This window comes from Clostridium septicum, assembly GCF_003606265.1.
GTDB classification, from domain to species: domain Bacteria; phylum Bacillota; class Clostridia; order Clostridiales; family Clostridiaceae; genus Clostridium; species Clostridium septicum.
Genome location: NZ_CP023671.1, coordinates 710095 through 736996 on the forward strand (window position 1 = coordinate 710095; position 26902 = coordinate 736996).

The 26902-nt window shown below is 27.0% G+C and carries 21 protein-coding genes, 1 pseudogene and 1 riboswitch; of the genes and pseudogenes, 3 read left to right on the forward strand and 19 right to left on the reverse strand.

Annotation, left to right across the window (positions count from 1 at the left end; translation table 11 throughout):
• Nucleotides 1-10: 10 nt before the first annotated feature.
• The 7 genes from CP523_RS03210 to CP523_RS03240 form a co-directional block, all read right to left on the reverse strand.
• Nucleotides 11-679: an NAD(P)-dependent oxidoreductase gene (locus CP523_RS03210; protein ID WP_066677254.1), complete on the reverse strand. Its 669-nt coding sequence runs from the start codon at nucleotides 677-679 to the stop codon at nucleotides 11-13.
• Nucleotides 643-1842: a glutamyl-tRNA reductase gene (gene hemA / locus CP523_RS03215; protein WP_066677252.1), complete on the reverse strand. Its 1200-nt coding sequence runs from the start codon at nucleotides 1840-1842 to the stop codon at nucleotides 643-645. Before hemA ends, CP523_RS03210 begins: the two co-directional genes overlap by 37 nt.
• Nucleotides 1843-2109: 267 nt before the next feature.
• Entirely contained in the window at nucleotides 2110-3072 is a 963-nt protein-coding gene (gene asrC, locus CP523_RS03220; protein ID WP_066677250.1) for a sulfite reductase subunit C, read from the reverse strand.
• Nucleotides 3073-3084: 12 nt separating this feature from the next.
• Nucleotides 3085-3879: an anaerobic sulfite reductase subunit AsrB gene (asrB, locus tag CP523_RS03225; RefSeq protein ID WP_120140482.1), complete on the reverse strand. Its 795-nt coding sequence runs from the start codon at nucleotides 3877-3879 to the stop codon at nucleotides 3085-3087.
• Nucleotides 3880-4887 (reverse strand): anaerobic sulfite reductase subunit AsrA, encoded by a 1008-nt coding sequence (asrA, locus tag CP523_RS03230; RefSeq protein ID WP_066677244.1) that lies wholly within the window; start codon nucleotides 4885-4887, stop codon nucleotides 3880-3882. It lies immediately after the preceding gene.
• 290 nt (nucleotides 4888-5177) lie between these two features.
• Complete coding sequence (locus CP523_RS03235) at nucleotides 5178-5867, reverse strand: Crp/Fnr family transcriptional regulator (RefSeq protein WP_120140483.1); 690 nt, start codon at nucleotides 5865-5867, stop codon at nucleotides 5178-5180.
• A 124-nt stretch (nucleotides 5868-5991) separates the two neighbouring features.
• Nucleotides 5992-6393, reverse strand: a complete 402-nt coding sequence (locus CP523_RS03240; RefSeq protein WP_066677240.1) for a DUF2871 domain-containing protein — start codon at nucleotides 6391-6393, stop codon at nucleotides 5992-5994.
• Nucleotides 6394-6564: 171 nt separating this feature from the next.
• Between CP523_RS03240 and CP523_RS03245 the strand changes: the two genes are divergently transcribed.
• Together CP523_RS03245 and CP523_RS03250 are read left to right on the forward strand one after the other, a co-directional pair.
• On the forward strand, nucleotides 6565-6972 hold the full coding sequence (locus CP523_RS03245) for a secondary thiamine-phosphate synthase enzyme YjbQ (protein ID WP_120140484.1): 408 nt from the start codon (nucleotides 6565-6567) through the stop codon (nucleotides 6970-6972).
• Nucleotides 6973-7069: 97 nt separating this feature from the next.
• Nucleotides 7070-7711: an undecaprenyl diphosphate synthase family protein gene (locus tag CP523_RS03250; RefSeq protein WP_066677236.1), complete on the forward strand. Its 642-nt coding sequence runs from the start codon at nucleotides 7070-7072 to the stop codon at nucleotides 7709-7711.
• Nucleotides 7712-7769: 58 nt separating this feature from the next.
• Here the strand turns inward: CP523_RS03250 and CP523_RS03255 are convergent, their stop codons facing one another.
• Nucleotides 7770-8291 (reverse strand): hypothetical protein, encoded by a 522-nt coding sequence (locus CP523_RS03255; protein ID WP_066677234.1) that lies wholly within the window; start codon nucleotides 8289-8291, stop codon nucleotides 7770-7772.
• 94 nt (nucleotides 8292-8385) lie between these two features.
• Nucleotides 8386-8683: pseudogene (locus CP523_RS03260) on the reverse strand (homoserine O-acetyltransferase/O-succinyltransferase family protein); the annotation flags it as partial.
• Nucleotides 8684-8793: 110 nt separating this feature from the next.
• A riboswitch (purine riboswitch) is annotated at nucleotides 8794-8895 on the forward strand.
• A gap of 38 nt (nucleotides 8896-8933) precedes the next feature.
• On the opposite strand from CP523_RS03260, the gene ade reads away from it, so the two are divergent.
• Nucleotides 8934-10670, forward strand: a complete 1737-nt coding sequence (gene ade / locus CP523_RS03265; protein ID WP_066677232.1) for an adenine deaminase — start codon at nucleotides 8934-8936, stop codon at nucleotides 10668-10670.
• Nucleotides 10671-10861: 191 nt separating this feature from the next.
• Here ade and hydF read toward each other — a convergent pair whose 3' ends face one another.
• From hydF to CP523_RS03315, 10 genes are all read right to left on the reverse strand, one after another.
• A complete protein-coding gene (hydF, locus tag CP523_RS03270; RefSeq protein WP_120140485.1) occupies nucleotides 10862-12070 on the reverse strand; it encodes a [FeFe] hydrogenase H-cluster maturation GTPase HydF in 1209 nt (402 codons plus the stop codon).
• Between the two features lie 13 nt (nucleotides 12071-12083).
• A complete protein-coding gene (hydG, locus tag CP523_RS03275) occupies nucleotides 12084-13457 on the reverse strand; it encodes a [FeFe] hydrogenase H-cluster radical SAM maturase HydG (protein WP_066677230.1) in 1374 nt (457 codons plus the stop codon).
• A 28-nt stretch (nucleotides 13458-13485) separates the two neighbouring features.
• Nucleotides 13486-14616: a [FeFe] hydrogenase H-cluster radical SAM maturase HydE gene (gene hydE / locus CP523_RS03280; protein ID WP_083089528.1), complete on the reverse strand. Its 1131-nt coding sequence runs from the start codon at nucleotides 14614-14616 to the stop codon at nucleotides 13486-13488.
• 2 nt (nucleotides 14617-14618) lie between these two features.
• A complete protein-coding gene (locus CP523_RS03285) occupies nucleotides 14619-14867 on the reverse strand; it encodes a TM1266 family iron-only hydrogenase system putative regulator (protein ID WP_066677229.1) in 249 nt (82 codons plus the stop codon).
• A gap of 403 nt (nucleotides 14868-15270) precedes the next feature.
• Entirely contained in the window at nucleotides 15271-21051 is a 5781-nt protein-coding gene (locus tag CP523_RS03290) for an endo-alpha-N-acetylgalactosaminidase family protein (RefSeq protein WP_066677228.1), read from the reverse strand.
• Between the two features lie 182 nt (nucleotides 21052-21233).
• Nucleotides 21234-22145 (reverse strand): PucR family transcriptional regulator, encoded by a 912-nt coding sequence (locus CP523_RS03295; protein ID WP_066677226.1) that lies wholly within the window; start codon nucleotides 22143-22145, stop codon nucleotides 21234-21236.
• Nucleotides 22146-22248: 103 nt separating this feature from the next.
• Nucleotides 22249-22629, reverse strand: a complete 381-nt coding sequence (locus CP523_RS03300; protein WP_066677224.1) for an NUDIX hydrolase — start codon at nucleotides 22627-22629, stop codon at nucleotides 22249-22251.
• A 162-nt stretch (nucleotides 22630-22791) separates the two neighbouring features.
• Nucleotides 22792-23544: a YdcF family protein gene (locus tag CP523_RS03305; RefSeq protein ID WP_066677223.1), complete on the reverse strand. Its 753-nt coding sequence runs from the start codon at nucleotides 23542-23544 to the stop codon at nucleotides 22792-22794.
• 124 nt (nucleotides 23545-23668) lie between these two features.
• A complete protein-coding gene (locus CP523_RS03310; protein ID WP_066677222.1) occupies nucleotides 23669-25156 on the reverse strand; it encodes a response regulator in 1488 nt (495 codons plus the stop codon).
• The gene (locus CP523_RS03315) at nucleotides 25149-26891 is read right to left on the reverse strand and encodes a sensor histidine kinase (protein ID WP_066677221.1); all 1743 of its coding nucleotides are present in this window, start codon (nucleotides 26889-26891) and stop codon (nucleotides 25149-25151) included. Before CP523_RS03315 ends, CP523_RS03310 begins: the two co-directional genes overlap by 8 nt.
• Nucleotides 26892-26902 lie beyond the last annotated feature (11 nt).

Sequence of the window (26902 nt, forward strand, 5' to 3'; positions counted from 1 at the left end):
CCACCTCATCTTATTTATACAACTTATTTATTATGTCCTCATTAAAAAACATAGTTAGTACCTCTTTATGTTTTTTAATATTATATATAAACTTAAAATCTTCCGTACATACAAAATCTATTATTTCTTTTTTATATTCTTCAATATATTTTGCATTATTTCTAACTTTAGAAGAATACTCTATAAATTCATCATATTCCTCTAAAATACTTAAAGCTTTATTAGCCACTAATAAAGCTCCTTTAGGATTACCTAATTTTGTGCTTACTGCAAAATTTAAATTTTTACTCTCTCTTTGCACGGGAATTATTGCTTTCCCATTTTTAAAATCTGTTGCATTAACATATATTTTAGAACTTTCATCACAGTGTACTATTATTTTTTCTACTAATTCATAATCATCTACTGCTATTACTACAATATGTTTATCTTCTATAAACTCTTTAGAGTAACTCCCTTGATTTAATTTTAAACAATCACTTCTATTACTCAATAATTCTTCATTAAAATTCTTTGATATAATTTCAACAAAACATCCTTTTTTTAAAAAACTGCGTGCCTTAATTAAAGCTGCTTTTCCTCCACCTATAATTCCAATTCTTAGGCTATCTGATTTTAATGATAGGTATATATAGTCTTTTTCTATATTTGAAATATCCTTTTTAATATTCTTAGACATTCTTCTTCACAACCCTTTAACTTTTCTTCTTTTAGAACTTCTATAGCTCTATTTACATAGGCATCAGAAGTACTTTTTATTAAAACATTAGCAAGCTGGATATCTTGTGGATTTTTACACTTATGAGAAAATGTCTTACATCTTTCTTCAACTACCTTATTACCTGATATTTTTAACTCTTTAATATTTTGTGCTATTCCCCTTAATTTTTTCCATTCTAAAAATTCTTTTATGTACTGATAAGGTATATATTTAAAATACTGCATACGCTCATCTCTTAATTTTTTATTTTCATCATCTATAGAGCTAATATCATCTATGTCTAAAAGTTCTACTCTATTAAAATTTTTAACTTTTTCATCAACGTCTCTAGGAACAGCTAAGTCAAATATTATTAATCTATCTCCATATTCTTTTATATGCTTTTGTTCTATTATTAAATGAGGTGCCGATGTACATGAAATAACACAATCCATATCGTTTATTATTTCTCTTCCATGTTTATAATCCATTACCTCAACTCTGATATCATCTATATATTCTATTTTAGTTATATCCCTAACTACTAATTTTAATGAATCTATATTATGGGATAGAGCATACTTAACGACTAATGTCCCAACTTCTCCATATCCTATAACCATAAACTTTTTAGCACCTTTATTTATAGCATCATTTACCGCAATAGATGATGATGAAACTGGTATTTCATACAACCTACCTTCAGTTCTAAACCTTTTTCCACAAGTAATTGCATCTTGAAATAATCTCTGAAGCTCAAGCTTAACGGCTCCCATTTCTAATGATTTTTGATATGCAGACTTTATTTGCCCTAATATTTGATCTTCTCCAAGTATTCTTGAATGAAAACCACATACTACTTCCATTAAGTGCTTAACAGTTTCTTTTTCATCTAAATAAAAACAATACTTAGATAAATTTATATCCCATTTAAATATCTCAAAAACCTTTTTTAATCCTTCTTCCCCTGATAAAGAACCATTAAAATAAATTTCTGTTCTGTTACATGTACTTATTATCACTACTTCATCAAAGTAATTTAAAAGTTCTTTTGTGTAATTTTCTTGTTTTTTACTATGTAATGCTAATTTTTCTCTTATTTCTATATCTATATTTTTTTTTATTCCAACTAGTTGTATCATAATTTCGCTCCTAAACACATCATATATAGAATCTCTTATTTAGATTATCTGTAATTACTTTTATTATACCTCTTTTACTTTAATTTTCATAAGATTTTTTCATCAATTTGAACTAAGACCGCTATTTAAAGTAAATAGCGGTCTAAACTTAACTTTTATATCTAACCTTATATGGACTAACCTAAATAAATATTAAATCAAAAAATTTATTTAATCCAATATAAAATTTTTATATTTACTATAACTAAAACATTATATATAAATATTTTAGTACTTTATACCATTCCAATATACATTTTCTTTAAGAATAGCTTTATCTGAAAGTTCAACTCCCTCTAAGGCCCATTTCTTAAATTCCATAAATCCAGTTCTATCAACTATATATCCTACATGTTCTTTTCCACCTGGAGCAGCTCTATCTATATATTGTTCTACATATTTATAAGTATTTAATATAATCTTTATAATACTTTCTTCATCTACCCATACTATAAAATCTTCTGCAAGTCTTGGATTCTTCTTACCTGTTCTACCCATTATAGCTAATCTATAATATTTTTCCTTACTTCTTGTCCATGCACCAGTTGGACAGTTTATAACACACTCCCCACAACCTATACACTTACTATGATCTCTAACTGGTCTATAGTTTTCTGCATGTAAAGCTTCTGTTGATTTCTTTTTACAAGCTCTAACACAAGCTCCACATGATATACATTTATCTCTATCAAATTGTGGTTCTGTCATTCCTAAAATACCAAAGTCATGCATTCTTGCTTTTATACAATCATTTGGACATCCTGTTAATGCAATTTTAAAATGTAAATCATTTGGGAAAATTGCTTTTTCTATTTTCTTAGCAAAATTAGTTGTATTATAGTTTGCATATGGACAAACATTATTTCCTATACATGCTGATACATTTCTAGTACCTGCAGAAGTATATCCCTTTCCTGGAATTTCTTGATTTATTTCTAACCCTTCAATTATAGGTTGTATAAGTTCATTTACCTTTTCCATATTATTCATATCTATTCCAGGTATTTCAAATCCTTGTCTTGTTGTAATATGGACTGAACCATTACCGTACTTTTCTGCAATTTCTTGAATAAGTCCTAGGTACTCTGCTTTTAAGAATCCACCTGGAACTCTTATTCTTGAAGATGTTATTCCTCTTCTTTTTGTAACTCTAAAAGCATTTTTTTTAAGCTTTTTAGTATTTATATCCATAGTAAATCCTCCCTAGTCTATTAATTGTTTACCTTTTGAGTAATTAAACACTGGTCCATCTAAACAGATATATGTATCATCTATTCTACAGTGTCCACATTTACCTAAACCACAACACATTTTTCTTTCTTGTGATATCCAAATATTATTTTCATCTATTCCAAGCTTTAAAAATTCTAAAACTGTAAATTTCATCATCATTGGAGGTCCAACTACTATAACTTGTACATTGTTCATATCTTTTATTTTAAGCTCTGAAACATACTTTGTAACAAGTCCAACATTTCCTTCATATCCTTCTTCTGCACTGTCTACAGTTAATATGAAGTTCATATTTTTATTCCATTCTTCCATATCTTTCTTAAATAATATGTCCTTTGGTGACTTAAATCCTGATATTAATGTAAAACCATTTGCATCATTTGGATTTTTCGAAAAATAATCTACTATTCCTTTAACTGGTGAAAGACCTGTTCCCCCTGCTACTACTATAACTTCATTTCCCTTATAGTTTTCTATGTCAAATCCATTTCCGTAAGGTCCTCTTAAAAATAGCTTATCTCCAGCATAATTTTTAAATACTTCATTTGTAACTTTACCAACTTTTCTAATTGTTAAGTCAACATAATTTTCACCTATTCCACTAACTGATATAGGAGCTTCTCCAAACTTAGGTAATGACACTTCAAAAAATTGTCCTGGCTTAACATCTCCTGTAAAAGACATTCTAAAAGTATATTCTATTTCTGTATGTTTAATAACTTCTAATATTTCTGATATAAATGGTGTATAAACATTCTTACTCATTTACTTCACCTCTTCCATGGCATTTTCTAATTTATTTATACAATTCGAGAATGATATATATTCTGGACATATATCGTCGCATCTTCCACAGCCAACACACATATGGTATCCCCATCTCTTTTTGTAATCATAAACCTTATGAAGCACCTTGTATCTCATTCTTTGACCTTTAGCTTTTCTAAAACTATGTCCTCCTGCCATATCAGTATATCCATCTACTTGACATGAAGCCCATACTCTTCTTCTTTCTCCAGCTTTTCCATTATCTTTATAAAATATATCTTGCATTGTAAAGCAAGTACATGTTGGACAAACGAAATTACATCTTCCACATGCTATACATCTTTGTGAATATTCATCCCACATTTTTGAATCCATAACTTTAAGTTCTAAGTTATTTGGAATATTAACCTTTACTTCATTTTCTGAAACGAATTCTGGTTTTACTTCTAACTTTTCAACATCTACATTAGTAAATGATGCTTCTAACTTTTCATCTTTTAAATCTATATATGCATCTTGTCCATCTAACTTTAAATATGCATCATATTCATCAGTTTTATTTGTTCCCATATTAACACAAAAGCAATTTTCAAAACTTTTATTACATCCAATTAAAACAAACTTAGCCTTTTCTCTTAATTTTTCATAATAAGGATCTACAAATCCATTTCTTAAATAAATATCATCTATTCTTTTTAATGAATGTATATCACAGCTTCTTAAAAATATTAATAATGATTTTTCTTCTATACTTGCTTCTTTAACTTCATCTTCTGTAAAGAAAAATAGCGTTTGAGTAATTGGAAGAATTACTTCCTTATATGAAAACTGTGACTTCTTTTCAAATTCAATTTCTTCTACCTTAGAAATTTCACCATATCTTACTATATCAGTATCTGAAAAAGTTCCTTTTCCTTCAAGAACTTTCGGCGCATATATTTTATATTCCTTTGAAAGTTCCCTTAAAGCAATATTTAAGTTTTCTAAGTTAAGCTTATATCCCATTTTAAACACCTCTTAATTTGCTTTCTTTTTTAATATGATATTAATGCCATTCATCTAACCATACTAAATAAAATTACTACTTAAAAATATTAAATGTATTCCATATGCTTATTACTGTTTCTATTTTCTAATAATAAAATCGCTTTTATATGCAATTCTCATCATGTAAAAACAGTCAAATTTAACTTTAAATGGAAGTAAAATTAAATTTTAAAGCCTTTATATTGTTATTTAAATAACAACCATAATAACTATTATACTTATGCATAAAAAAAAGACTGTGATAATTATCACAATCCCTTGAAAAAATTCGAAAGTTTTTCTCTATCTCTTACTACAAGTTTTTTATTTTTATGTATTATTAATCCTTCTTTTTGAAGTATCTTTACTGCTCTAGATATAGTTTCCCTTGGCATTCCAAACATATCTGCCAAATAGGTTATACTTATGTTTAAATCAATTAAAACTCCATCTTCACTTTCTATACCATAATCTTTAGCTAGCTTCCAAATTTTAGCTGCTACTCTTTTCTCTACCTTAATTGGTGTAGAATTTTTCATTTGTCTATAAAGTCTTCTAACTTTTATTGCTAAAGATCTTATTACAACCTTTGATAATTCAAAATCACTTTCCATTATTTCTATAAATTTATTTCTATCAAAGGATAAAATCTCAGCATTTTCAAATATTTCACAATTAATAGATGCTGGTAAATTATCTATTACAACTGCATTTATTATTCTATCTTCTCCTAAAATAAATACTACTTTTTTTTGCGCAGATTCATTCATTTTATATAGCGCAACTTTTCCTGAGTAAACAATATATATCTTTTTAACTTCATCTTTATCTCTAAAAATATGTGATCCCTTTAAATAACAAGTAATTTCTCCAAGTGAACATAACTTTTCTATAGTTCTATCAGATACATCCTTAAATGTTTCCATACTACGTAGCTGTTCTTCTTTTATAAATTTCATAATATCACCCTAAATTTTATCTTCTTACTTTAACTATATATCAACCATTTAAATTTGTATATAAAATTTCTTAAAACAAAAGAGAATCTAGTTAAACTAAATCCTCTTCTATTAAACCCTCTTATTATTCAGACCTTAAAGCTTTATTTGCAATAACTATAAACCATATTAATGCTCCACCTAACATAACATGACTTAATCCCGCTATATGACTTAACCCTGCAAAGTCACTGCCATTAACTTGCATTATTCCTCTAATTGTTAAAGATATAATCATATAAATAAATGATACATTATAAAATATTAACCACTTATTAAATGATTTTACTGAAGATATTTTAAAACTCTTTTCTAATAGCAATATTACTAAGAAGAATATAAATCCTAAAATTAAAATATGTGAATGTATTCCATCTAAAACTGTAACACCTTCAAAAGAATTCATTTTAGTAAATTCTCTGTAAAACACACCAAAGGCTAGTCCTAAAATTAAATAAAATGTTGATAAATTTAAATACTTTTTCATATCGCCATCTCCTATTAACAAATAATTGTTATTAACTCTATATTACATATTAAATCCTATTTACAAAAAAATCAATAAAAAATTTAATATTTAATTTATTTTTAACTTACTAAAAAAATAAATTTCTATTATTATAATATGTATATACTTAATATATTTAGGAGGTTTACTATGGCTAATTTATATAAACATACTATATCAATTTCTAATACTCAAGCTATGATTGATATTACAAATATTATTAAAGAGGATTTAAATAAAAGTAATGTAACTAATGGTATTATGGTTGTTTATTGTCCACATACTACTGCCGGTATAACTATTAATGAAAATGCTGATCCCGATGTTACTAGAGATATGATTTATGGTTTTGAAAAAGTATATCCAACTATGGATTCTAAATATCGTCATTTTGAAGGAAACTCTCATGCTCATTTAAAATCCTCTACTGTTGGTACATCCCAAAATCTAATTATAAATAATGGGAATTTAATTTTAGGTACTTGGCAAGACATATATTTTTGTGAATTCGATGGACCTAGAAATAGAACATTTTACGTAAAAATAATAGAAGGATAATTTTTAAGGACTTGATTATTATTTCAAGCCCTTTTTATGTATTTATTAAATATTTATTGGGAATAATTTAATTATTATATTATAAGGAGTTGAATTTATGAGAGTACCTAAACATATAGGAATTATTCCAGATGGTAATAGACGATTTGCAGTGTCTAAAGGTCTAACTAAAGATAAGGGGTATTCCTTAGGCATAGATCCTGGATTAATTTTATTTAAACTTTGTCAAAAAGAAGGAATAGATGAAATAACTTATTATGGCTTTACAACAGATAATACAAAAAGGCCATCTGATCAAAAAGAAGCCTTTATTGATGCTTGTATAAAAGCTGTAAATCTTTTAACTCATGAAGACTGTGAAATATTAGTAATTGGAAATACCGAATCTCATGTTTTCCCAAAAGAACTATCTGAATTTACTACTAGAAAAACATTTGGCAAAGGTGGAACTAAAGTTAATTTTTTAATTAACTATGGATGGGAATGGGACTTAAACTCTCTAAAATCTGCTGATATTAAGAAAAGGAATATTACTAGAAATTTAAAATCAAACGATATATCTCGTATAGACTTAATTATACGATGGGGCGGTAGGAGAAGACTTAGTGGATTTTTACCTGTCCAATCAGTATACTCTGACTTTTATGTAGTTGATGATTTATGGCCTGATTTTAAACCGCAGCATTTTTATGATGCATTAGATTGGTATAATAAACAAGATATAACCCTTGGAGGTTAAACTCAATGGATAAAAAACTTATAAAAATAACGTAAAAAAGTGGCATATAGCCTCTCTTTTACGTTATACTTAAAATATTTTCCATATCTATTTTAGGATCATTAAATTTTTCTAACTCTACTATATTAATATTACATTTTTTAGTATAATATTTAATTATTATTTCCATTGATTTTAATATAGCAGAATTCACCTCTAAAGGTTCATTTTCATCATCTAATTTATATTTTTCCTTTAAATTTATAAATCTAGTTCTTGGCGATGACTTAAGACCTTCTAAAATATCAGTAATAAATGTATAATTTTTATCTATAAACTCCTTTATATTGCATCTATCTTTGCAAAAATATGAAAGATTATATACTATGTCAGCATCAATTGATTTAAAGAATAATTTTAAATGTTCAGTATTCCCATCATACCTAATTATAGTTATATTATTCCCTAGTTCATCTAAAACCTTTTTAGTTTGTTCTTTTCTAATAATTATATATAATTCAGTATCATTTAGAATTAGGTATTTACTAAAGTACACCATAAAATCATCTATAGCACCTAGTAAAACTATCCTTTTTCTCATTTCTTACCCCTTAATTTAAGTACTATACTTTATTATATTAATTTAATAAAAAAATGTCATTATCAATTTAATATTTGCTATTTTATATTATCTATACTTCCTGAAAACCTAGTTTTTCTACTGGTGCTCCAGTTATTATTAAGCTATCAAACTTTTCTTCTTTAATATCATCAAAATAATTATAAAATTTTTCTAGATGTTCTATAGGTATATTCAATAGATATCTTAAAATTTGATTTTCTGATTGGGACTTTAAGTGGCATTAAGTTAAATATAGCAATTTTAAGTGGCCTAATATCTTGATTTTTAGTTCTTTTAGTATTTATAAAAAATATATTTTCTTCTGACAGAACTTTAAAAACTGGTAATTCCTTAGGAATCTTAATTGGCACTTTAACCCCATTCTTATAAAAAATATTAAATCATATATTATGGGTAATTTGAATAAATTTACAAATAACATTTTTTAAATTCCCCTTTGACATATTTTCGCTTCTTAACTATAATAAGTAACAATAACCTTCGTATATGCTTAATAATATGGTTTAAGCGTTTCTACAATACTACCGTAAAAAGTATTACTATGAAGATAATAAAAATATCCACGGAGGTTAATTTTTATTTAAAAGGTGGATTATTATAATGAACAAAAGATGTTTTATTCAGCAAATTAAAGCTGCTTCTAAATCAACTTTATGTGATTTAGTTATTAAAAATATTACTGTTATAGATGTATTTCAAAATGATTCTTTCATTAGCGATGTAGGTATTAAAGATGGTTTCTTTGTTGGTCTTGGTAATTATGAAGGTTTAGAAACTATTGATGGTACTGGTAAATTCATATGTCCTGGGCTTATTGATGCTCATGCTCATATAGAGTCTTCTTTAATTACTCCAAATGAGTATTATAAAACTGCACTTCTTCATGGAATAACCTCAATGATTACAGATCCTCATGAAATAGCAAATGTTCTAGGAATTAAAGGAATAGAATTAATGATTAATTTAAGTGAAAATATACCATTTGATTTTTACTTTATGCTTCCTTCCTGTGTTCCTGCAACTTCATTTGAAAGTTCTGGAGCAATATTAGAAAAGGATGATTTATCCCCTCTTTATAATAGCCATAAAGTTTTAGGATTAGCTGAAGTTATGAATTTTCCTGCAGTATTAAACTGTGATGAAAAAATGATAGATAAAATATGGGATGCTAAAAGTAAAGGCTTAATTATAGATGGACATGCTGCTGGTTTCAATGAAACCCATTTAAACGCTTATGCTACAGCTAATATATTAACAGATCATGAATGTCATAATGCTAATGAAGTTATAAATAGACTAAGACGTGGAATGTATGTATTAATAAGAGAAGGAACTGTAGCTAAAAATTTAAAAGAACTAATTAAGGCTGCATCAATATCAAATAGTAGACGTATTTGTTTATGTACAGATGATAAACATATAGATGATTTAATTATCAATGGAAGTATTGATAACTCTATTAAGATGATTATTAATTATGGTTTAAAACCTGAAACCGCAATTCAAATGTCCACTTTAAATACTTCTGAATGTTATAATTTAAAACATAAAGGTGCTATTGCTCCAGGATATATTGCAGACTTTTTAATATTAGATGACTTAAATAACTTTAAAATAAATTCCGTTTATAAAAATGGAAATCTTGTTGTTAAGGATAATAAACTTGTAAACATATATGATAGTAAAGATCCTAAATTAGATTTTAAAAATAGTATTAATCTTCCTTCTATATCAAAAGAAAACTTTAAAATCACTACTAAAAATAAATCTTTTTTAAATGTTATTGAAATAATACCAAATAAATTAGAAAGCAATCATTTAAAAATAAATATTGATAATCTTAAATTAAAAGAAGAATTTCATTCTAATGTAACTTTAGATCTTTTAAAAGTTGCTGTAATTGAAAGACATAATGCAACTTCTAACATAGGTCTAGGAATTATAAAAGGCTTAAATATTAAAGAAGGTGCTATTGCTACAACTATTGCCCATGATTCCCATAATATGATAGTTTGTGGTTGCAATGATGATGATATGCTATTTGCTATTGAAGAGTTGAAAAAATTAAATGGTGGAATAATAGTTGTAAAAAATAGAAAAGTTTTAGCATCTATTCAATTAGAAATAGGAGGTCTAATAACTTCTAGAAAGTCAGAAGAGGTTGTTAAGGATTTAAATAATTTACATACATCAATTAATACAATTGCTCCAACTATAGACTTTAATCCTTTTTTAACCCTTTCTTTTTTATCATTACCTGTAATACCTTCATTGAAAATTACAGATAAGGGACTTTTTGATGTAACTAAATTTAAATTTATAAATATAGCTGAATAAAAACTATAATTTCTCAAAACTATAGTTTGTTAATTATTTTTGCAATTATTAAAATAAAAAGCAACTAGTAAGATTAAATATAAGCTTTTATCCCTGTTATAGACATAAAACAGTCCATATTCTTATTAGTTGCTTTTTTATTTATTCATTTATAGTTAAATTTTTATATAACTGTATAATAATGCTTATAACTAATCTAAATTCTTCTTACTATCTTCTAAAACTACTATAGTTCTATCAAGAATTCCAGTTAAGTATGCTATTAAAACTCCATAGTTTGTTATAGGAATACCTTTTTCTTTACATAAATCCACTCTATTTAATACAGTTTTCCTATTTATCATACAAGCTCCACAATGAATTATCAAATCATATTCTTCTATGTTTTCTGGAAAGTCATGCCCTACTCTATATTCATAATTAAGGTCAGCACCTATATAATTGTTTAACATTTTAGGTATTTTTACTCTTCCTATATCCTCATGAGATATATTATGAGAACAACTTTCAGATATAAGTATTTTAGAATTCTTTTTTAAATTTCGAACTTTACTTGCTCCTTCTACAAAGGCATTAATATCACCTTTATGTCTAGCAAATAATATAGAAAAACTTGTAAGCTTTATATTCTTTGGTACAATTCTATCTACCTTCTTAAAAATCTGAGAGTCAGTTATAACTAAATCTACATCTTTAATATCTTTTAAAGCAGATTCTAACTCTGTATCTCTTACAACATAGCTTTTTATTCCATGATCTAGACAGTCCCTTATACATTGTACTTGAGGGAGAATTATTCTACCTTTTGGAGTTTCTGAATCTATTGGGACAACTAATATTACCTTTCCATTATAAGGTACTAAATCCCCTAAAATAGGTATTTCCCTTTCATCATCTTGTAGCTTTTTTATAAGTAATTCCTTTAACCCTTCAACCCCTTGATTTTCACATGTTGAAATAAAAACTGCTTCTTCAAAATTTGATTTTATTTCTTCTAACTTTTCATAACTTAATGTATCTATTTTATTTATAACTGTTATATAAGGAATATTATATTTTTTAAATTTTAGTTTCATGTCTTTGTATGAATTAAAATCTAAATCGTTGCTATCCATTATATATAAAGCTAAGTCTGTTCTCATTAAAATCTCAAGAGTCCTTTTTACTCTCATTTCTCCAAGAATAGTAGTATCATTAAGTCCTGCTGTATCTATAAATAATACTGGACCTACTGGAATAAGTTCCATTGCTTTTGATACTGGATCTGTAGTTGTTCCCTCTAATTCTGAAACTAAAGATATTTCTTGTCCTAAAAGCTTATTCATTAAAGAAGATTTTCCTGAGTTAGTTTTTCCATATATAGCTATATGTTTTCTATTAGAATTTGGAGTATTATTCATAATTAACCACCTACTATAAATAAAGGTCTCTTTCACCTTTTTTTAGTTTTTCTATATTATTTTTTACAAGCTCCCTAATATCATCTCTTTTTATATTTTTTATTTCATTTCTAACAAGCTTCTCTGATTTTTCTAATATTTCTTTATCACCATAATCTAAAGCAAATTCCATTAATGTCATCATGGCATTAGGTTCACATACATATTGTATATTTCCTGATTTAGCTAGTTTCATAAATCTTTCACCAGTTCTTCCTTTTCTATAGCAAGCAGTACAGTAACTCGGAATATATCCATCATCTAAAAGTGCTTTTAAAACTTCTAGAGGTGTTCTTTCATCTGATGTTTTAAATTGTAGTACTTCTCTACCTTCTTCTCTTTCTTTATATCCACCAACACCTGTACTTGAACCTGCACTTACTTGTGAAACTCCATACTTTAATAATTCTCTTCTCATTTCTTCTGTTTCTCTAGTAGACATTATTATACCTGTAAATGGTATTGCTATTCTTGTAATTGCTACTATTCTTTTAAACATATTATCATCTAATAAATTAGGAAAACTTTCTAAATCCATTCCTTTTGCTTTTTTTAATCTTGGGAAAGAAACTGTATGGAATCCAACTCCAAATTTTTCTTCTAAATGTTCATTATGAATCATTAAAGCTAAAACCTCAAACTTTGGATCTGAAAGACCAAATAATACTCCTCCACCAACATCATCTATTCCAGCTTCCATTGCTCTATCAAATGCAGTTAAATGATAAGTGTAATCCCCTTTTATTGATTTTGGATGCATTTTTTCATAAGTAGGCTTATGATATGTTTCTTGGAATAATATATATGTTCCTATGTTAGCCTTCTTTAATTTTTTATAATTTTCAACTGTTGTGGCAGCTATATTTACATTAACTCTTCTTATTTCTCCATTACTATTTTGAGTTTTATATATAGTGTCTAAACACTCTAAAACATATTCTATTGGTGCATTAACTGGATCTTCTCCAAGCTCTAAAGCTAATCTCTTATGTCCCATTTTTTCTAGTATTCTTACTTCTTCTTTAACTTCCTCTTGAGTTAATCTTCTTCTCTCAAATTCATTACAGTGTTGATATCCACAATAAACACAATTATTTACACAGTAATTACTAACATATAGTGGAGCGAAAATAACAACTCTCTTTCCATATATTGAATTTTTTATATCTCCAGCTATTTTGTACATTTCCTTTAAATTTTCATCATCTGCTTGAAGTAAAATAGCAATATCTTCATGTGATAATCCTTTTCTCTCTTTAGCTCTTTCTAAAACATTTTGTATATCATCTTTAGTAGCTGATTTAGCTTCTTCTAAAATTCTTTCTATATATTCATGATCTATAAACATAATTTACTCTCCTTTTATATTAATAATTTTATAAATTATTAATTCTTATATTCTCAACTTTAACTTTATTTCCAGTCCCTTTATTTACATTATTAGATTTAGCCCAAAGTATATTATCTCCCCTTGTTACCTCTACTCTAAATCCAGCTTTTTTTATTCTTCCTTCTATACACATTCTACATTCTGCAGCCTCATCACCAGTACATATCTTTCCATCATACAATGAATATTTTTCTCTAACTCTTGTTGGTGATAAGTTAGGCATTACAACATTTCCTCCTGCCTTTATTCCTTTTTCTCTACCATTAGGATCAATACTTCCAAGAGCAGTAGTTGAAGGTAATAAAACATTAGGAAGTAATAATCTTATTAAAGCTAACATTGTAGTAGTTTTCTCTACTGTTCCTGCAACTTCATTTTTAAGCGGAGTATCTTTATGAGGAATAAATGGTCCTATTCCACACATATGTGGTTCTAATTCCTTAACAAATATCAAATCATTAACTAAATCTTCATTAGTTTGGTTTGGTATTTCAACCATAAATCCAGCACCAATTTGATACCCTATTTTCTTTAAATCTTTTAAGCACTTTCTTCTATTTTCAAAGCTAGCTCCTGGATGTAAAGATTCATAAAGCTCTTTTGTTGCAGTTTCATGTCTTAAAAGATATCTATCGGCTCCTGCTTCAAACATTTTCTTATAAGATTCATAACTTCTCTCTCCTAAAGATAATGTTATTGCATTATTAGGATATTTTTCTTTTATTCCTTTTATAATTTCTATCATCTTCTCGTCAGTAAAATAAGCATCTTCTCCACCTTGAAGTACATAAGTTTTATAACCTAATTTATCCCCAATGTCAGCACATTCCATTATGTCTTCATATGTTAGTCTATATCTATCTGCTTTTTTATTGCTTCTTCTAATTCCACAATATATACAATCTTTTTTACAAAAGTTTGTAAACTCAATAAGTCCCCTCATGTAAACTTTATCTCCATATGTCCTCATTCTAGTTTCATGAGCCTTTTCTATAAGATATTCCTTATCTTTATCATTTAAATTATTTAATAAAAATAAAAGTTCGTCTCTTGTTGCATTATTTTCTTTATAAATCTTATCAATTATTAATTTTACCTTAATATTAATCACTCCCATATTTAAATTTCTATTTTCGATATAGCAGTTTTTACTGTAACTCCTTGTATATTACCAAGCTTTCCTGTAAGGCTATTAATATCATTTAGTTCTCCAACTACAGTTATTGAAATAACAGAAACTCCTTCTTCAAAAGGTATTCCCATTCTGCCTCTTATACTTCCTCTAAAGGTTGCTACAACTTCGTTAAACTCTTGTTGACACTTTGAAGGATTTTCTAAAATTGCACTTATTACAGCTATCTTCTTAATAATAATTCCTCCTTTTTTATTAATCTAACTTCCTAAATAATTAATAACTAATAAAAAAGTCTAGTTTTCTTATTCTTCTAAAAGAAAACTAGACTTTAATAATATTAATTCCATTAAAAATAAAGCTGATAAATAATCAACTATGCTTAATCTATATTTAATATCATTAATTTACTTTAAAATATTTAAAGCTTTTAACTATTTTCTTTCAGATTAGATTACTCTTTTCTGTTAGATTAATTTTATTTTTATAAATAATAAACAAATATAAAAAGATTACTCTCTTAATAATTGAATATTATTTACCATAATTTATTATATATTATTTTTATTAAATAAGAAACTACGTTAATTAATTTAACGTAGTTTCTATAATTATACTATTACATTTTAAAATATATTCTTACTTTCTTTTTTTATAAATAGTAATACCTAATGCTGAAGCTATTAATCCTAATAAAGAAACTGCTCCACTTGGAACCCCTCCTGTTTGTGGTAATTTACTACCACTTGTGCTTCCTCCATTATTTGATGAACCTCCATTATTTGATGATCCCCCATTATTGGATGAGCCTCCGTTATTACCTTCATTATTCTTAGCTATAAGATTATCAAGAGCATTTCTTAAAGCTTTTTCAGAATTCTTTACCTCTTCTATAGTAGCCTCTTCGTTTCCATAAACCTCCTTAGCTTTTGCTAATGCATCACTTACAGACCTCCAACTTTCTTCTGTGTATTTGTTTGAATCACGATTTTCAGCATCCTTTATTAATTCTTCTAAAATATCTTTATTCGGCTTTAATCTTAAATTTAATTCTGCTCTTAATAATTTATCATAAATTTGAGAAACTTCTTCTTCCATAGCATTTACATCATTAATAACTCCATTTGCTTCTGCTAAAACACCTTGTAATACATCCCAAGTTGATTTAATGTATAAATCTCCTTGTAATGTATTAATTCTTTCTACAAGCTTTATTAATTCTGACTTATCACCCTTTAAGAATGATAACTTATGCATTACTGAACTTAATCTTTCAAATGACTTATCAACATCTTCACGAGTAGCTTTTTCATTTGCCAATATTCCTTCTGCTTCTTCAAGTGCTGCTCTAAACTCTTCTACAACTACTGGAACAACATTTTCAAGATCCTCTTCTTTTACCTTTTTAGCTTCTTCTATTGCAATTTCAAGATGTCTCTTAAATACTTCATTATTTTCATTTTCTACTAGATTATTTATAGAATTTTCTAATGCCACCTTTGCATTATCCACCTCTTCTTGAGTTGCATTTTCCTTAGATAATATAGCTTTTGCCTCATTAAGTGCTGTTAACATTAAATTATAACTTTCTTCTGTATAATTATCTTTAGTTATCTCTGATGCTCTATCTACTACCTCTTGTAATTCTGACTTATTAACATCTGGAGTAACTACACCGCCCCCATCAACTTTTATTAACACTTTATTTGATGATACAGTTTTTCCATTTTCAGTAACTTCTACCCATATATCTGCTGAGCCTTTTGAAACACCATTAATTTGTCCATTTTCTATTGTAACTACAGCTGGATTTGAAGTTTTATACTCTACAGTTGCTGATGATAAATCAACATTTTCTCCATTATTCTTTAAAGCATTAGTATAAACATCAACTGTTTCACCTGATGCTATATTATTTATCATAGTATTTAAATTAACATATTCTATAGTTGCATTTTCTATAGATTTATTTATTTCTTTTACATAAATGTTATCTACTATTAATTCTTTAAATCCATTTCCCTTATCTATTGAAATATAGTAGTCATTTACATCTCCTGTTGTAAACTCTCTCTTTATATCTTTTTTATTTGTAGCATCTAATGGAATACTTACTAATGTTCCTTGTGACTTAGATTTAATATTTACAGTATAACCTGGATCTGCACTTGCTAAAGAATATATAAATCCTAACTCATAAGTTTTATTTGCTTCTAACTTAAATGTTGATTCCTCAGTAATTAACATTTGTCCTGTTTCGTTTGGTTGTTGATTAGTCTTTAGTGAGAATCTACCATCTAATACCCAAGTCATTTGTTGTCTACCTAAAAGATCTTTTTCTGCTAAATGGGATCTATTTGAGTGTCCTCTTCCTGGAGCTAAATAGAATGGGCTAATTCCTTCATCAACATTTTCAAAATCTTCATAGAATACATAACCATCCTTATTAGTATGTCCAGGATTATTCCATATTCTAAAGTCGTCAACATAAACAGCTGAATCTCCCTTTGCAGCAGTTAAATAAATCTCTGCTCCTGTTTCTCCTTTTGGAACTGTAAATTCAACTTCAATTCTACTAAATCTATCATCTATCCATTTTACACCTTCACCTTGCCTTGGTTCTGATTGTCTTGTTACCATATTTGTAATATTTTTATCCCCTGATTTTACACCTAATGTAACTTCTCTATTTCCTTCATTTTTTACCCATGCAGATATTGAATAAGTTACACCTTCTTCTAAGTCACTTATTTGTTGTTTTATTGTTGTTTCTTTTCCTGCACCTATTTTAACTAAATCATTACCTTTTCTCCTAGAATTTGTTTCATTTTCAATTATTACATGGTTTGTATTTCTTGCCTTAGTTTCAACTGTCCAGTAATTAAATGTTTGTGAATCAAATCCTGGATCTTTTATTTGAGCACCCTCTCCCCAATCTGCTATTCTCTTTTCCTCAACTTCACCTTTCATAACTAAATAAGGTTTATTTTGATCTACATCTAATTGAACTTTTCCACTTTTAACTTTAACATCTTTTACAAATGTTCTTCCTAAATCACTAAGTTCATATAATTTAACGGTAGAAATATTTTCCCAACTTTCTGGCAATTCCCATTCTGAACTTGTTCCTAATGGATTCCAATGATAAATCTTTTCATCTTCTTCTACTGGATTCCAAGGTAAAAATAATTTTGTTTTACCTATTCCTGTTGAGCCAAGTGAATTTTCAGGAGTTGTTGCCACTAATCTATTATCTCTATAATAGTTAATATTTGCTCCTTCTCTTACTGCTCTAACACCATTTTCCATTTTTATTTCATTATCAGTCATCTTCACTATAGGGAAATGTTGAAGATACTTAGTAGGTAATACTTGGTTGTAGAATACATCCATACCATATTCACCTTCTATACTATGTCTAGTTCCCCATCCGCCTGATAAAAGATGCTTATTTCCTTTTAATAATGGATCTGCTAAGAATGAATCTTGAGTATCATTCTTCATAAACCTCATTATTTTACTTTCATTTCCTCTATTAGGATATGCAGGGTCTCCACCCCAATGGGTCCATGGTACTTGTTGTTCTAATGGTCCATTCATTTCTGTTGCTAACATATATCCTAATTCATTTATTTTACTTGCTAATTGATGGGCATTCCATCCATTGCCTGTATATACATCAACATAAACCCATCCTAAATTTGGAGCATCTTCCTTTAACATATCTAATCTTCTAAATAACTCACCAGTCATTATGTCTTGTCTTTGATCCACATAATATGCTTGATCTAACCATCCCCATCCAGGAGCATTTTCATTTACAATTGCTCCTGGATATTCAAATGCATCTTTAATATATTCTGTTGCATTTATATGAACACCTATTTTAGCATTATACTTAGCACCTTCATTTATTAATGTATTAAAATCTTCTTTTCCACCTTGTCTAATTCCTATGTGTCCACCATAATCTGGATGAGAATCATCATGTCCTTCTGCTTGATATCCTTTATGCAATACTAATTGTCCAAAATTATCTGTAAAGTTTGATATTTTCTTTACTGTATCTAATGATCTTAAAAACGGATTTTGAGTATATCCTATATTAAATGCTATATAAGATAAATTATTTTTTATATCTTCTCCACCCATTGGAACTTTCATATTCTGTCTATAAAGTATAGCTGCATCTTGCCAATCAACTGTGGAGTCTCCATTATTATCCTTAGTTATCATTACTTCTGACCATGGAAGTTCGCCTTGATATAGATTACTACCTAATGCTGTTGTATTTTCAAGTACTTCTCTATATGTCCAAGTACCATTAGAAATACCAGTTTTCTTATAGGTACCATTTTCATCTCCTCTATTTTCTGTAGTTAAAACTACTCTATTACCGCCTTCTACAGTATTATTATTTATAGTTATTGCAAAATCACTATTATTTATAAATGCATATGTTTTTCCTCTAACTCCTGTTTGCAAATCTTCTACATCTGTAAACTCCTCAATTATATTATTCCAGTCACCTGTTGTAAGAACTGATGCTGTTTTTCCTCCATCTCTATCAGTTACTGACGCTAAACTTTGTCCTGGGAAATTTAAAGATTGAAGCTTAGTTTCTCCATTTTCTTGTACTTCAGTAACATCCATTCTTAATTTATTTTCTTCAATTGACATTTTTAATTTAATATTCATATTAAGCTCATCAAAAGTTAATGTATATTCTAAAGAATTATTTTCCAATTTGTTTGAGCTAACTTTAGGAATGTGCTTATCTCCATTTACTTCAACAATATATAATTGCTCTTCTTCACCTATAAGTGTAGATTTATCTTCTTTCCACTCATATTGCTTTACTCTTGGGAAATTTGAATCTAAAGTTACTTTCATTTTGTTAGATTCTATTGTTTCATATGATTCATTTACTTCAGGAGGTGCTAATGGAGTTAATTCCTCAACTCTTACATTATCTAAAGTAACAACTTTTGAACTATGCCAAGCTGATAAACCAATTTTTCCAGCTTCACTTGGAAAATTAGAAACAGAAGCTTTTCCTATTAATTGTCCATCTATCCAAAGTGACACATTATTGTCTTCTACTTTTAATTTCATTCTATAAGTTGTATTTTGCCTAATACTAAATGAACCTGGGAAATTACCATATGACTCTTGTCCATTATTTTTTGCTTTCCATACCCAAGAACCAGCATCATAGCAAATTGCACCCCAATTATTTGCATCTTTTATTCTAAATCCAAGTCCAACTCTTCCTAAGTCAGTACTTGTTGAGAAATCAGTTTCATATATAAAATTCTTTACTGATGGTGAATTCATATCAGCTGAAGTTGATACGCCATTCATTGGCACCTTAACTACACCATTTTCTACTGTTGCACTTCCACCACCTTGAAGTACTTGCCAATTACCACTTGTTTCTTCCGCTTCAAAGTTTGTTTCATATACAACTGCTTCATTTCTAACTATTATATTAGCCACAGCTTTAATTTCTGTACCTGCTACTGTTCCATTAACTTTAAAAGTTCCTGGATTTAAATAACTTTCTGGTGAGATATAATCCCACTGAACACTTCTACTAGTTTTAGAACCATCATTAAATGTTACGTTAACTTTATCTGGTAATGTTGGTTTTAATCTTGGATATGTTTCAGCTGAAACTTCATCTATACTTGTTACTTGTAATTCTGGTAATGCTTGGCTTTGTAGTGAACCAAGTTCTCCAGCTTTTAAGTAATCTACTTTTATATCTTTATTATCAAACCAAGTTCTATATCCAAACTTACCTGCACCTGTAGGCCAACCATTTAAATTAACTACATCATTAAATATTTGCTCTCCATTAACTACTAATGTAACTTTATTACCAACTACTCTAACGGTCATAGTTACAGCTTCACCAGCGGATATTTGTGGTCCATCTATATCGTCCTTCCATGCATTTGCTGTTTCTATTAACCATTTTCCACCTTGGTTATATCCTATAAACGCATAGCTATTTGCACTTGTTCCTCTTAGTACTAATCCGAACCTTCCAGTAACATTATCACCTTCTGATGGATTTAATGTAAATCTAATTTCAGCTTCTCCATCTACTAATGATGGTGATTGTTCTTCTATAAATACTAATTTATTATCTGTTGAATCTCTTTTTATATTTAATACACCTTCATCTTTATTTTTGGAAATAGTTCCGTTACCTTGTAACCTAGTCCATGTAAGCCCTGAATCATCATCATAATTTTGCTCATATAATCCTGCTACTTTAGATTCTGCAGCTCTTTCAACTATTGGTAAATTTTGATTGGATTCTGCCAATGTTGTAACTGGTAATTGTCCTACCATAATAGCACCAGCAATTATATATGCTATATTTCTATTCATACATGATCTTTTTTTCAACTCTCTCATCCCCTTTAATAAATTTATTAGATGTAAACATCTTCATAAATCTATATTATACATATAATTACATATTTTCTATAATTATGTTGCGTTTATGTATAACGATATTGACTTTAAAAAATTAGGCTTATTTTATAAATAAATAAAAAGTTGTATCGAAATAAATCGATACAACCACCTTAATCTATTCTTTTACTATTTACATATAAAATATATAAAAACGTTGCTTCCTTAAAATTTCTTATATCATATGAAGTTTCCTTTTTTATTTTTTCTATTCTATATATTAACGTGTTCCTGTGTATATATAAATTTTTTGCCGCTTGAGTTAATGAAAAGTTACATCGTAATATTTCTTCAATAGTTAGTATAAGTTCATGATTCAAACTCTTGCAAATATTATCGTACTCGCTTTTCAAACTTTTAGAGTACTGATTTTTTAAATTATAAATTGTATTCTCTATTTCCATATCTTTGGATATATAAACTTCTGGAACAATTTTCAATGCCTTTCCTGTTTTTATTGCTTCTGTAGCCTTCCTATATCCCTTTAAAAAGCCTTTATGGGTACCATCTAAATTTGAAACTGAAATAAATACTTTTTCCCCTGTATTTTGTATTATACTTTCTCTTAAAGAAAGCCCATGCTCAATTTCCTCTTCCAAATCTCCAACCAATATTATTTGTTCATAAACTTCCTCAATAAAAACATCTTCTTGACAATAGCTATTTTTTATAACTTTAAGTGCCTCACCTTTATTATTACAGTCTATTATAAATAGTTTACCCTTTCTAAACAATAAAGTTTCTTTAAAAGAATCCCACGGTTTTTCTCCTTCTAATAATAATTGAATACTGTTATTTTTCTCAATAAATTTATCTAGGGAAAACTCTATAAATGGAATTAAAATTTCATTTTCTCTTTTTATATAAATTTTATATATACCATTATTTATATTTATATTTTTTATAATTATATCTAAATCTAAATTTAGGTTATTAAATATTTCTTCTCCTTTATCATTAGTTAATCTATACTTAATATTTGTTTTATCACATAACTCTTTGAGTAAATTTTTTAAATTATCCATAGCCTCTCCCACAACAATATATACTTTAAATATTCCCTTTTATAATTTATCTAAATACTATTATTAAAGCTACTAACCATAAAATGATTAGTAGCTAAAGTTGCTATTTATTAAAGCATGATAATAATCTTTCCTTTTCACCTTCTGCAAATTCATATGAATTTAAATTATCTATGCCTATCCATTTATATGAGGTAATATCCTTACCCATATTTATACTTTCTTTTACGTTTCCAGTATAAAGTAAAATATTTTCATCATCATTTATTTTATATTCATCTATAATTTGTAAATCAAAAATATTTACCTTTAAATCATCTTTAACAGCTCTAGTTATACATTTTTCCGTGCTCTCCTTACCTCTAAGAGTTCTACCAACCAAATACCATAACTTTGGCTCATTTCTTTTTACCTTTTTTTGAACTATTAATATATTATTAAAATCATCTTTAATAACAACAGAACAACCTACTATTTTTCCCATGGATATCCCCCTTTAATATAATAGCATAAAAACATAATTACTCATTGATATTATTCTACTTTAACTTTCAATTTCCTCTGTAATATTTTACCTTAACTTAATTTTCTAACAAATTTATTAATAAATTTTACTTGGTAATAATTTTATTTATTACCATTTTTACTAATCTAAAATATATGACTTTATTACTGCTAAAAACTCTCTAGTGTACATTATTGGTATTAAAGGAAAAAATGTATTATTGGTGTAAAAGCTAATTTTTTCATATCCATTTCTCTTAGCTAACATATTACTTCTAAAAGCATGAAAATCTGATGTTACAACCTTTATTTTAACACTTTTTATCTTTCCATCTACTATATTTTCTATCTTCTCCTTAGAATAAATTAAATTTTCACTAGTACTTGTAGATTTATTTTCCATTATAATATTATCTTCTTTAACTCCATTTTTAATCAAATATCTTTTCATTGCTTCTGCTTCTGTTATATCTTCTCCTGGACCTTGTCCACCAGATACTACTATATTTATACCATTATCATAGTTTTCTATATATTCTAAAGCTTTATTTAATCGTTGCTCCAATGTCATACTAAGTTTTTCTCCCTTTAAGCCGGCACCTAGTATTATCATATAATCAGCTTTATCTATATTCTTTTTAGGATATAAAATAATAGCTGCTTCTATAGTAATAAAAATAATTATGAATACTAATATTATTGGTTTTACTACTTTTAATACCTTATTTATACCTTTGATTTTATCTTTGATAAAGTGATATATTATTAAAATAATACCTAATATAAAAAATGAATAACTAAAACTAACTTTTCCACAAATTAAATTTATCAATACAACGTATATACATAGAACAATTCCTATTATTAAATTTATATTTTTCTTTAACTTCTCCATATGTCCTCCTTAATTAATTATAAAACTCAATAGCTTAACTAATAATATTATAATTATAAATATTGTAACTATTAACGATGTTGCAAATCTTTTATCTGAATTAAAATCATTTTTACCCACTTTATTATTTCACACCTTTATAATTACTAGGAACATCTCCTGTATATTTTTTAAAATTAGATGAAAACTGTCTATAATCACTATATCCAACTTCCTTTGCTATATTTGAAATAGAATAACCCTTTTTTAATAAATCCATTGCTTTTTCTATTCTCAACTTCCTTATGTATTCTGAAAAACCCATTCCTAGTGTTTGTTTTAATTCTCTAGACAAGTAACTTTCATTTAAATAAACACTACTTGCTACAATTTTTAGTGATATGTTTTTATTAAAATTACTATTTATAAATTTAATAGCTCTTTTTATGCTACTATCCTCTAACTCTCCCCTATACTCTCTTATATTTTCTATTGCAACTACTATAAATGTCTCTAAATCCTTTTTCAAATAAAGCATTTGATCATAATCATTTTCTAATTCTATTGCTTCTAAAGATTCAACCGAAATATCAAGTTCTTGAAAACCTTGTTTTACTCTAAGTATTAATTCAAATACTAACTTAATTATCTTACTTTTTTTAATTTCATTGTTACTAAAAATTTCAAATAACTTATTAACATTTTTTTCACTTTTCTTTATATCTATATTTAAAATATTATTAACTATTTCATTTACTAAATCATCTAATTTTTCATAATTAGGTTTTATATTCTCTTCTTTATTTTCATTAAAAACCTTTCCATATCCTTCATAAAAACATTTACTATATAAATTCTTTGCTCTCTTATAAAGCTCCTCTAACTTTAAAGGTGATTCAACATTAGTTATGGATATTGTAAGTACACCTTCCACTTCTTCTATTACCTTTTTTATTAATTCCTTAAAGTTTAAATTATATTCTTCAGTTATAATTAACGCAATTCTATTTGCATGTGGTTCTACTATATATACTTTACCTAAATTAATCTTTATCCATTCTTTTATTATATAACTAATTTTAGTATTAATATTTGATTTATTATTATTTACAAAATAATCATAGCTATCATTATTAATAAGTACAATTTTTACACTATCCTCATTATTGAAGTAACTATGTACAAACTCTATAGGAGTTTGTCCTCTTAAAATCCTTAATATCTGCTTTTCAGTAGATATAGTAGTTGTTAACCTTTCTTTTTCTATTAACTTTACTGCATTTGTAATAGCCTCGGTAAATTCTCCTACTTGAATTGGCTTTAAAATAAAGTCTAACGCATTTATTTTTACTGCTCCTCTTGCATATTGAAAATTATCATATCCTGTTATTACTACAAACTTTACATCTGGCAAAAACTTTTTTATCCTCTTTGCCATTTCTATTCCATCTATTTCTGGCATATTTATATCTGTTACTATTATATCTGGATTAATTTTTTCTGCTAAATCTATAGCTTCATAAGCATTTGATGCTTCTCCAAGAACATTACATTTCATTTCCTCCCATGGAATTATGCATTTAAGTCCTTTTCTTGAATAATACTCATCATCTACTATTAATACTTTAATCACTTAATTCGCACTCCTTTTTAGGCACTACAATAGAAAATATCGTGAATTCATCTTCCCTTTTATAATCTACTCCAAATTCCTCTCCATAAAATAACTTTATTCTTTTATTAACATTACTAATTCCTATCCCTTCTCCTTTTTTACTATTTCCTCGAATACCTACGCCATTATCTTTAATTTCAAAACATAGCTTTTCTTCCATTTCAAATGCATTTATAATTAGAATTCCTTGTCCAATCTTCTTCTCTAAACCATGAATAATAGCATTTTCAACTAATGGTTGTAATATTAATTTTAAAATATTCCAATCTAATATATTTTCATCTACATTTATTTTTATTGTAAATTTATCTTTATACCTGTAATTTTGTATTGTAAGGTAACTTTTTATTTGCTCAAATTCCTTTTTCACTGGAACTATATCTTCTGTATTATTTACACTATATCTAAAAAATTTAGCTAAAGCATCTGTTGCCTTTATTACATCCTCAACTTCTCCAAGCCTTGCCATCCAATTTACTAATCCCAAAGAATTATAAAGAAAATGTGGATTTACTTGAGATTTTAATGCTTTAAATTCTGCTTGTTGAACTAAAAGTTCTTTTCTATAACCTTCATCTATAAGTCTTCTTAGTTCTTTTGTCATATCATTAAATCCTCTAGATAATTCACCTATTTCATCATTACTATAATTTTCTATAGAAACATCTAAATTTCCCTTTTCAACTTCTTTCATTAAATATGTCATTTCTATTATGGGCTTAGACATTTTTTTAGAAGTTATTAAAACAACTATAATACATAATGTAATTACTACTAGAGCTAAAATAATTAATACTTTCATATTTTCTAGTACTTCACTAAAAAAATATTTCCTAGGAATTAATTCAATTACCTTTATTTTTGTATTCTTAGTATTAGTATAATATCCTTCATAATTAACATCATCTATATTCATTTTTAATGTGCCTGTTCCATGACTATTCATTTTATTTAAATAATCAATTGGATATTTAAATCCTGTTGAGTTTTTATAATTTTTATCTGTAATTATATATCCATTATCATCAAGTAACATTACATTTGAACCTTTAACAAAAGATATAGCTTTAAAAATATTGTCAAAATAAGCATCATATATATCAGCTATAACATAACCTATTACTTCTCTTGTCTCTTTATCTACTATTGCCTTTCCTATTACTAACACAGTATCCTTAGAATCTTTTCCTTCTACTCTTCTATGAATTTGAGTAATAGCAATGTCTTCATTATTATCTAGCTTTTTATAAAAATCTCCTCTTATATCATTATATATAGGCGCATAATAATCTGTAGTTGAGAATCTACTTGTTTTATCTAAATTAACTATGTGAATTGGTATTTCTGTATTTTGAGTTGATAATATGGCCATTATTATTTTATATAGTTCTTGAGTATCATTAAATCTTTTTTCTCTACTGTAATTTTCTTCTGAATATTCTTTATTTATTATTTTTTGAATATCTTGGTTCTCAGCTATATAATTAACCATTTTTGTATATGTATTTATATTATTATCTATTAATTCAGATGCAATTTCTATATTACTCTTTGTATAATACTCTATTTTTTCATAAGTTGTTTTCATAATAAATATAGCATCATATATCCATAATAATACTAATGGAATTATTCCAACTAATAAAAATACCATTAGTAATTTTTTCTTAAAACTATAGTTATTTTTAAACATTTTAATTCTCC

What these genes read in the sequence shown, in the direction of transcription:
- asrB (WP_120140482.1), bottom strand. Translation starts at nt 3,879, where the DNA reads ATGAGTAAGAATGTTTATACACCATTTATATCAGAAATATTAGAAGTT.
- hydE (WP_083089528.1), bottom strand. Translation starts at nt 14,616, where the DNA reads ATGGGAGTGATTAATATTAAGGTAAAATTAATAATTGATAAGATTTAT.
- CP523_RS03305 (WP_066677223.1), bottom strand. Translation starts at nt 23,544, where the DNA reads ATGGAGAAGTTAAAGAAAAATATAAATTTAATAATAGGAATTGTTCTA.
- asrA (WP_066677244.1), bottom strand. Translation starts at nt 4,887, where the DNA reads ATGGGATATAAGCTTAACTTAGAAAACTTAAATATTGCTTTAAGGGAA.
- hemA (WP_066677252.1), bottom strand. Translation starts at nt 1,842, where the DNA reads ATGATACAACTAGTTGGAATAAAAAAAAATATAGATATAGAAATAAGA.
- hydF (WP_120140485.1), bottom strand. Translation starts at nt 12,070, where the DNA reads ATGAATAATACTCCAAATTCTAATAGAAAACATATAGCTATATATGGA.
- ade (WP_066677232.1), top strand. Translation starts at nt 8,934, where the DNA reads ATGAACAAAAGATGTTTTATTCAGCAAATTAAAGCTGCTTCTAAATCA.
- CP523_RS03255 (WP_066677234.1), bottom strand. Translation starts at nt 8,291, where the DNA reads ATGAGAAAAAGGATAGTTTTACTAGGTGCTATAGATGATTTTATGGTG.
- CP523_RS03315 (WP_066677221.1), bottom strand. Translation starts at nt 26,891, where the DNA reads ATGTTTAAAAATAACTATAGTTTTAAGAAAAAATTACTAATGGTATTT.
- asrC (WP_066677250.1), bottom strand. Translation starts at nt 3,072, where the DNA reads ATGGATATAAATACTAAAAAGCTTAAAAAAAATGCTTTTAGAGTTACA.
- CP523_RS03300 (WP_066677224.1), bottom strand. Translation starts at nt 22,629, where the DNA reads ATGGGAAAAATAGTAGGTTGTTCTGTTGTTATTAAAGATGATTTTAAT.
- CP523_RS03250 (WP_066677236.1), top strand. Translation starts at nt 7,070, where the DNA reads ATGAGAGTACCTAAACATATAGGAATTATTCCAGATGGTAATAGACGA.
- CP523_RS03245 (WP_120140484.1), top strand. Translation starts at nt 6,565, where the DNA reads ATGGCTAATTTATATAAACATACTATATCAATTTCTAATACTCAAGCT.
- CP523_RS03235 (WP_120140483.1), bottom strand. Translation starts at nt 5,867, where the DNA reads ATGAAATTTATAAAAGAAGAACAGCTACGTAGTATGGAAACATTTAAG.
- hydG (WP_066677230.1), bottom strand. Translation starts at nt 13,457, where the DNA reads ATGTTTATAGATCATGAATATATAGAAAGAATTTTAGAAGAAGCTAAA.
- CP523_RS03295 (WP_066677226.1), bottom strand. Translation starts at nt 22,145, where the DNA reads ATGGATAATTTAAAAAATTTACTCAAAGAGTTATGTGATAAAACAAAT.
- CP523_RS03210 (WP_066677254.1), bottom strand. Translation starts at nt 679, where the DNA reads ATGTCTAAGAATATTAAAAAGGATATTTCAAATATAGAAAAAGACTAT.
- CP523_RS03240 (WP_066677240.1), bottom strand. Translation starts at nt 6,393, where the DNA reads ATGAAAAAGTATTTAAATTTATCAACATTTTATTTAATTTTAGGACTA.